This window comes from Actinobaculum sp. oral taxon 183 str. F0552 (assembly GCF_000466165.1).
Classification (GTDB): domain Bacteria; phylum Actinomycetota; class Actinomycetes; order Actinomycetales; family Actinomycetaceae; genus Peptidiphaga.
The window spans coordinates 1-6,844 of record NZ_KE951455.1 but is presented as its reverse complement, the minus strand read 5'-3'; the positions used below and the strand labels follow the sequence as shown (position 1 = coordinate 6,844).

Genomic DNA, 6,844 nt, shown 5'->3' with positions numbered 1-6,844 from the left:
TTCCACTCCTTATCCTTGAAATTCCCTTCGCCGAAAGGCGAACACTGCAATTGACAAACACACATCACCCGGCCGTGTAGTCGGGCGATGTGTGGGTTAGTGGCGGGGTTTGGCGGACATCATGAACTCGAAGTCGGCTGTCACCTTGCTCTCGGCGGCGTCCATGTCCTCCACCGCGCCCTGGGCTCCCGAGCCCAGCACCGCGCAGGCGTCCGACATCTCCATGGCCATCCGGGCCACGGTCTGCACGTCCGCCGTCAACTCGGACCTCAAAGCGGACGTGCCGTCGTTGTCCGTTTTGCCGCCCCCGCCCACGCCGTCCACCGGCAAGACCGCCACGGCCCTGCCCGAATCGCCGGCCAGCTTCCCGATCCCGTTGCCGATGTTGACGAACATCTGATTGTCCGTCCACATCTGGTTCCCCTTGATCCCCACGGCATCACGGTTGAATAAGAGCACCCCGCCGGCCATCGCCGTCCCCTTTCGTGAGAAATCCATCGCTGTCGTTATGCGAATACACCCCAGCCTACACACCCACCAGGCCGACCGGAAGACACACACCAGATCCGAACGCACCCGACCAGCCGGCCACCCACCCACACCCCCGCCACCACGCCGCTCCCCCCGAAACGGGGACCATCACCCATTGACACGCCCGGAAAAAAGACACTCAAGGAAAGCACACAGAGAACGGAGCACGCGACAGACCCCCACCCCACCACGAAAAACCCCGACGCGAAAAGCCCCGACGACGACAACAGGGCTAACGAACCCCACACCCCACCACCCCCGAGACCACGGGCGGCCCCGTGCCGGTGATTCGCCGCCTCTGTGCCTTCAGGCTTCGTCGCGAACTAGGCGGTCCCAGCCCTGTGGGGTGATGGAGTAGGCGCCGGTGCCCTTGTCCGCCATCCTGCCGCCCAGGCTGGGCCGGAGCGAGGCCAGGGCGAGGGCGACGACGACCGGGACGGCCGCCCGGACGTCCCGCCTGATGGGCGTCAGCTCCTCGGCGCTGCCCCTGTAGAGGCCGCTGTGCCGCGACGCGCGCACGACCTCCCGCCACACGGCCCGCCGGGACCCCGTGCGCTCGGCGACGCCTAGGATCGACAGCAGCAGCTGATGCGTGCGCACGCCGCCCCTGCCTGACGGACGGTCCGCGGGAGGGCGCCCGCGGGCAGCGTCTACGAGCGCGCCGACCAGGTCGGTGCCGCTCCGCCACGCGTTCACGGGTTCGACCAGTCGCGGATTGACGTCGATGACGACGTGCCGTCCTCGGGCGTCGGCGATGACGTCCGCCGACAGGGCGCCGTGCCAGCCCAGGCCGCGCCCCAGCTGTGCGATGCGGTCGCGCACGCCGGGCAGCAGGACGCTCTCCTTGTGGCAGGCGCCCCCGCCGGCCCCCTCGGCTGCGCGCTTGTTCGCGTGGAAGGCGACGAGACGACCGCGGTCGAACACGGCCTGGACCATCGCGAGCGGGCCGTCGATCTCCTGCTCGAGCAGAAGCCCGCCGCCGCGCAAGGCCTCGGCGTACGGGTCGGCCCGCAAGGCGGCCGCGAGCTCGCCGCGGCAGCGCACCCGGCGGACCCCCGCCGACGCCGTTCCAATCGGCGTCTTGACGAAGGCGGGGTAGGCGTCCCAGTCGGCTACGTCGCCCGGGTCGCGGATCGCGGCCCAGCGCGGGCGGGGGACGCCGAAGGCATCCAGGGTGCGCGCGGCGCTGAGCTTGTCCTGAACGCGCGCCAGGGAGGCGAAGGCCGGGACCGCGGTCGCCAGCCCCGCAGGCCACGCGCCGCGGTCGACCGCCCACGACATGACGGCCGCCTGCTCCTGGGTGGGCAGGAGCATCTCGTAACCGTGCCGCGCCGCGACGGCCAGCGCCGCGTCCAGCCAGGCCAGGGGATCGGGGCCGAACGGGGGCACCCGATGCCAGGCCGAGACCGCCCGGGTCCACCTGGTCAGCGCCGTGCGGTCCGAGGACAGGACTCCTACGCGGTGCCCCGAGGCGGCCAGCAGCCCCGCGGTCTGCCTGGAGGTCAAGCCCGAGCCCTCGCTGAGAAGGATGCGCATGCCCCCAGTCTAAATCAGCACCGCGGGGCCGCCCCCGGGGCTTTGCGCGCGGAGCGCCGCGATGCCGGAAAAATGAAATTCACAACCGCGAGGCGCCTCACGCACGCCGGGAGCGCCGAGGAAGCTCACATCTCTTCTCGTGTCGGTCGACAGGTGCCTTACACACGCCGGACCCTGCCGGGGATCAGCCGCGCCGAGTTCAAAATGAACGCCGTCTCGCTGCCCACGTGCACAAGGGCGGCCAGGATCGGTGTGAGCAGGCCGATCCCAGCCAGCATCATGCCGAGCAGGTCCACGGCGACCGTGCCGGCGAAGTTGAAGGCGACGATGCGGCGTGCGCGCCGGGCCACGGCCACGGTGGCCACGAGATCGTCGAGGTTCGAGCTGATGAGGACGACGTCGGCGCTGTCGCGTGCCACGTCGGTTCCGCTGCCCATGGCGATCCCGACGTCCGCGCGGGCCAGGGCCGGGGCGTCGTTGACGCCGTCGCCTATCATGGCGACCCGCCGCCCCTGCGATCGCAGCGCGTCGACGACCGTCATCTTCTCGTCGGGCAGAAGCCCGGCGTGGACCCGATCGATCCCCAGCTGCCCGGCGACGGCCCGCGCCGTCGGCTCGCGGTCGCCGGTGACCATCGAGACCTCCAACCCCATCGCCCGCAGAGCGGCGACCGCCTGGCGGGCCGAGCCGCGCACGGCGTCGGCCAGCAGCACGGTTCCCGCATACGCTCCGTCGACGTCCACGTGGATGGGGGTGACGACGCCCTCCCTGCTTTCTTCGGCGGCCTCGGGGGCGTCCGGCACGAGGGCCGAACCGCCCGCGGCGACGGCCCGCCCGCCGACGCGCGCCCTGATGCCCAGGCCGGGCTCGTATTCGAAGGCCTCGGGCGCGGTCACGGGAAGGCCGAGGCTCCGGGCGTGCTCGACGACGGCTTCGCCCAGGGGATGCTCCGAGTAGCTTTCGGCGGCGGCGAGCACGGCCAGCAGATCCTCCGGGGAGGTCCCCGGCGCCGGAAGGACTTTCGATACGACGGGCGCGCCGGCGGTCAGCGTCCCCGTCTTGTCGAAGACGATCGCACCGGCCTGGGAGAGCGCCTCCAGGTGTGCGCCGTCCTTGACGAAGGCCCCCGAACGTGCCACGCGCGCGATCGCGGCGAGCACGGCCAGCGGCGTGCCCGCCGCGATTCCACAGGCCCCGGCCACGACGACCACCGAGATGGTGGACGTCCAGTCGCGCGTCACGGCGAACGTGACGGCCGCGCCGGCCAGCGCCAGGTAGACGAGGTAGGCGGCGAACCTGTCGGCGAGCCGCTGCACCGGGGCCTGCGAGGACTGGGCCCGCCGTATGGCCTCGACGATGCGCCCGTAGGAGGAGTCGGATCCGACCCGCTCGGCCCGGATCTCCAGGGCGCCGACCCGGTTGATGGAGCCGGCGTAGACCGTCTCACCGGCGGAGACGTCGACCGGCAGAGGCTCGCCGGTGATGCGGGACTGGTCGACGGAGGAGCGCCCCGCCGCCACGGTTCCGTCCACCGGAACCCTGCCGCCCGGCGCGACCACGACCACATCGCCCGGCCTCACCTCGGCCAGGGGGAGGCTCTGCGTCCCATCGCCCCGCCTGACCCGCACCGTCTCGGGCAGGAAGGCCATGAGGTCGGTCAGGGCGTCCCTGCCGCGGTCTTTGGAGAGATCCTCGAGGATCTCGGCGGCCAGCACGAAGGCGGCGATCACCAGGGACGTCACCCATTCGCCGATGGCGCTGGCCGCGACGACGGCGATGAGCATCGACAGCTCCATGCTCATCTTCCGGTGGCGCAGATCCTCCCACGCCTCGGCGGCGATCGGCCAGCAGCCGACCGCCAGCCCCACGACGGCCACCGCCGGCCATCGCCGGTCCGGCCAGGCCGGGGCGAACGCCGTCACGGCCGCGCACAGCCCCGTGAAGAGGGTTCGGGCCGCGTCCGCGCGGTCGATCCGCCGCCAGACGGGGCGCGGATCCTCGCGGACGTTTTGCCCGCCGTCGCGGGGTTCGCGCGCCTCGGCGCTGTCCGCGACCGCCTCGGGGTCGGTTGCCGTCATGGGAAATCCTCCGTCTGCCTCTCCACGTGAATTCTACGTTCCGAACCTCCGGGCCGGTAGACTGCGCTGCGTGGCGATGGAAGGCGCGGGCGGCGATGAGCGGTGACGCGGTGCTCGAGGCCGTCCGCCTCGTCCGGCTGTTGGGCAGGGAGGGCTTCCCGGCCGTCCGGGACGTCTCGCTTCGCGTGCTCCCCGGGCGGATCCACGCCCTGCTAGGCCCCAACGGCGCCGGCAAGAGCACGACCGTGCGCATGTGCGCCACCCTCCTGCGCCCCACCTCCGGGTCCGTCGCCGTCGACGGCGTGGACGCCGTCGCACACCCGGAGCGGGCCCGCGCGCGAGTGGGGCTCGTCCTGGGCGGAGACCTCGGCTTCTACCCGCGCGCCAGCGCCCGCGACAACCTGCTCTTCTTCGCCGACCTGCAGGGTCTGTCCCACCGCGAGAGGCGCCGCGCCGTCGACCGGGCCCTCGAACGCGTCGACCTGGCCGACTACGGCGCGATGAAGGTCGGCGGCTACTCCCGCGGCATGCGCCAGCGCCTCCACCTGGCCCGCGCCATCCTGGCCGACCCGGCGCTCCTCCTCCTCGACGAGCCCACCGCCGGCCTCGACCCCGACGTCTCCCTCCACGTGCGCGACCTCGTGCGGGAATTGGCCGCCCAGGGCGTCGGCGTCCTGCTCACCTCCCACTCCATGCCGGAGGTCGAGGAGCTCGCCGACGTCATCTCCGTCATCGGCGACGGCCGGATCGTCACGCGCGGCGGCGTTCAGGACGTCGTCGAGGCCGCCGGGGTGCGCGCCACGACGACCTTCACCCTGCCCGCCTCCGCCTCCGACGCGGCCGAGCGGCTGCGGGAGGCCCTCGGCCCGGCCGCCGAGGTGGCCCAGCGCGCCTCGTCCGCCCGCTGGGCCGTGACCGTCTACTGGCTGGAAGCCCCGGATCGCGACGGCGGCCTCGCACGCCTGAAGGCCCTTCTGGAGGCGGGCCCGGGTCTGCCCGCGGACCTGATCACGCGCCCGGCCCGCCTGGAGGAGGCATACCTGGCATTGGCAGACAGGCTCGCCCGATGAGGCGCCAGCTGCGGATGACAGCCTTCCACATCCGCCAATTCGTCTCCGTGCCCTACTTCGTCCAGGTGATGGCCGTCACCGCGGCGATCACGGCGCTCGTCCAATACCTGGCCGTGCGCGCCTGGGGCGCCGTCACGCCCGCCCAGGGCTGGACCCGCGCCGGCGTCATCGGCCTGTGGTCCACCGCCACCTGCGCCGCCGGCATCATCGGCTTCGAACGGCACAAGGGCACGCTCGTCCACCTCGTCATGGCCCCGGTGGGGGCCCTGCGCTCGCTCGCGGCGGTGGTCTCGGCCGCCGCCTCCTTCGGGCTGGCCTCCTTCCCCGTGGCCTGGCTGACCTGGGCGGCGCTGGACGCCTCGATCGACTTCGACCCGATGGGCTGGGCCCGCCTGGGCCGGATCGCCGTCGGCGCGCTCACGCTGTGGTGCGGCGCGCTGGCCACGAGCCTCGTGGTCGCCGCCCTGTTCGTGCTGACCCCCAACGCGATCAGCTACGAGGGGCTCCTGCTCGTCCCCGCCTTCCTGCTCTCCGGCGTCGTGTTCGCCGCCTCCGCGATCCCCTCCTGGCTCGCCGTCCCCAGCCGCCTCCTGCCGCTGACCGTCCCCGTCGACCTGCTGATGGGGCGCAGCCCCGGCCCGGCCGGCTGGACGGGCTGGCTCGCCTGCACGGCCGCCTGGACCTGCCTGGCCGGGCTCATGGGACGCCGGGCCCTGCGCCTGGCCACCCGCGCCGGAACCCTGGAGGCCGTCTGATGCGCGACGTCCTCGCCCGCCTCCGCACCGGCGTGCGGGTCTCCTGGGCCTCCTCCACCGCCTTCGCGACGTTGGGCACGGCAGTCGTCACCCTGCTCGTCCTGCCCCTGTTCGACGTCCTCTTCGACGTGACCATGGGGTCCGACCTGTCCGCCCCGAACCTGGAGCGCACCGGCTACGCGGCGGCGCTCGTGGCCCTGGCGGTCAGCGTGGCCGGGGGAGTCGTCGCGGCCGTGGCCGGCGACCGCAACCTCGGCGTCTTCCAGGAGGTGCACCTGCGCCGGGCCGTCGACCCCGTCTACTGGGCGAGCGTGTGCGCGGTCCCGGCCCTCCTCGCCTCGGCGACGACGGCGGTCGTCGTCGGAGCGGTCTTCGCCCTCTCCGACAGGCGCGACGCCGCCCTGCTGGGACGGGTGGCCGGCCTGGCCGCGTGCGCCGTCGTCTGCGGCGTGCTCATGGGCGTGGGGGCCGCGGGCGTCGGCGTCAACCTGCCCGACCCCTATCTCGGCTCCACCCTCGTGGGCGCCGTTCTGCCCGTCCTGGCCGGCGTCATCGTCCCTCTGGACGCCTGCCCGGCCTGGCTGCGGGCCCTGAGCGCGGCCGCGCCCGTCAGCGGCACCGTCGGCGCGCTCGACGGCTCGGGGGCCGGAGGTCTGGCGCGCGACCTGCTCGCGGCCGCCGTCTGGGCGGGCGTCGGCCTGGCCGTGACCCGCCGCGCCGTCTCCGCCCTACGCGACGGTCGCCGTTACGACGTGGTCTGATCCCCCCTCCGCGCCGTCCTCGGCCGCGCGATCGCCTCCCGCCGAACCGCTCGGCGGCGGGCCGGGATGCCGGTCGATGCGAAGCGGGGAGCCGACCCACGTGCAGCGGCCGT

Annotated in this window: 6 protein-coding genes; 3 read left to right on the top strand and 3 right to left on the bottom strand. The window is 73.2% G+C overall.

The features are described 5' to 3' along the window. Positions 1-96 precede the first annotated feature (96 nt). The 3 genes from HMPREF0043_RS08115 to HMPREF0043_RS08105 all read right to left on the bottom strand — a co-directional run bounded on the left by HMPREF0043_RS08115 (position 97) and on the right by HMPREF0043_RS08105 (position 4,145). Positions 97-498, bottom strand: a complete 402-nt coding sequence (locus tag HMPREF0043_RS08115; RefSeq protein WP_021602536.1) for a hypothetical protein — start codon at positions 496-498, stop codon at positions 97-99. 339 nt (positions 499-837) lie between these two features. Continuing rightward, a complete protein-coding gene (locus tag HMPREF0043_RS08110; protein ID WP_021602535.1) occupies positions 838-2,067 on the bottom strand; it encodes a hypothetical protein in 1,230 nt (409 codons plus the stop codon). Positions 2,068-2,225: 158 nt separating this feature from the next. Beyond that, positions 2,226-4,145, bottom strand: a complete 1,920-nt coding sequence (locus HMPREF0043_RS08105) for a heavy metal translocating P-type ATPase (protein ID WP_021602533.1) — start codon at positions 4,143-4,145, stop codon at positions 2,226-2,228. Between the two features lie 95 nt (positions 4,146-4,240). On the opposite strand from HMPREF0043_RS08105, the gene HMPREF0043_RS08100 reads away from it, so the two are divergent. Genes HMPREF0043_RS08100 through HMPREF0043_RS08090 form a run of 3 tightly spaced genes read left to right on the top strand, consistent with a single transcriptional unit; the run spans position 4,241 to position 6,731 of the window. Then, positions 4,241-5,215 carry an ABC transporter ATP-binding protein gene (locus HMPREF0043_RS08100; RefSeq protein ID WP_021602532.1) on the top strand — a complete coding sequence of 325 codons (975 nt, stop codon included), beginning with the start codon at positions 4,241-4,243 and terminating at the stop codon, positions 5,213-5,215. Next, the gene (locus tag HMPREF0043_RS08095) at positions 5,212-5,970 is read left to right on the top strand and encodes an ABC transporter permease (RefSeq protein ID WP_021602531.1); all 759 of its coding nucleotides are present in this window, start codon (positions 5,212-5,214) and stop codon (positions 5,968-5,970) included. The genes HMPREF0043_RS08100 and HMPREF0043_RS08095 overlap by 4 nt, the downstream gene beginning before the upstream one ends. Next, entirely contained in the window at positions 5,970-6,731 is a 762-nt protein-coding gene (locus HMPREF0043_RS08090) for an ABC-2 type transporter (RefSeq protein ID WP_021602530.1), read from the top strand. The genes HMPREF0043_RS08095 and HMPREF0043_RS08090 overlap by 1 nt, the downstream gene beginning before the upstream one ends. Positions 6,732-6,844 lie beyond the last annotated feature (113 nt).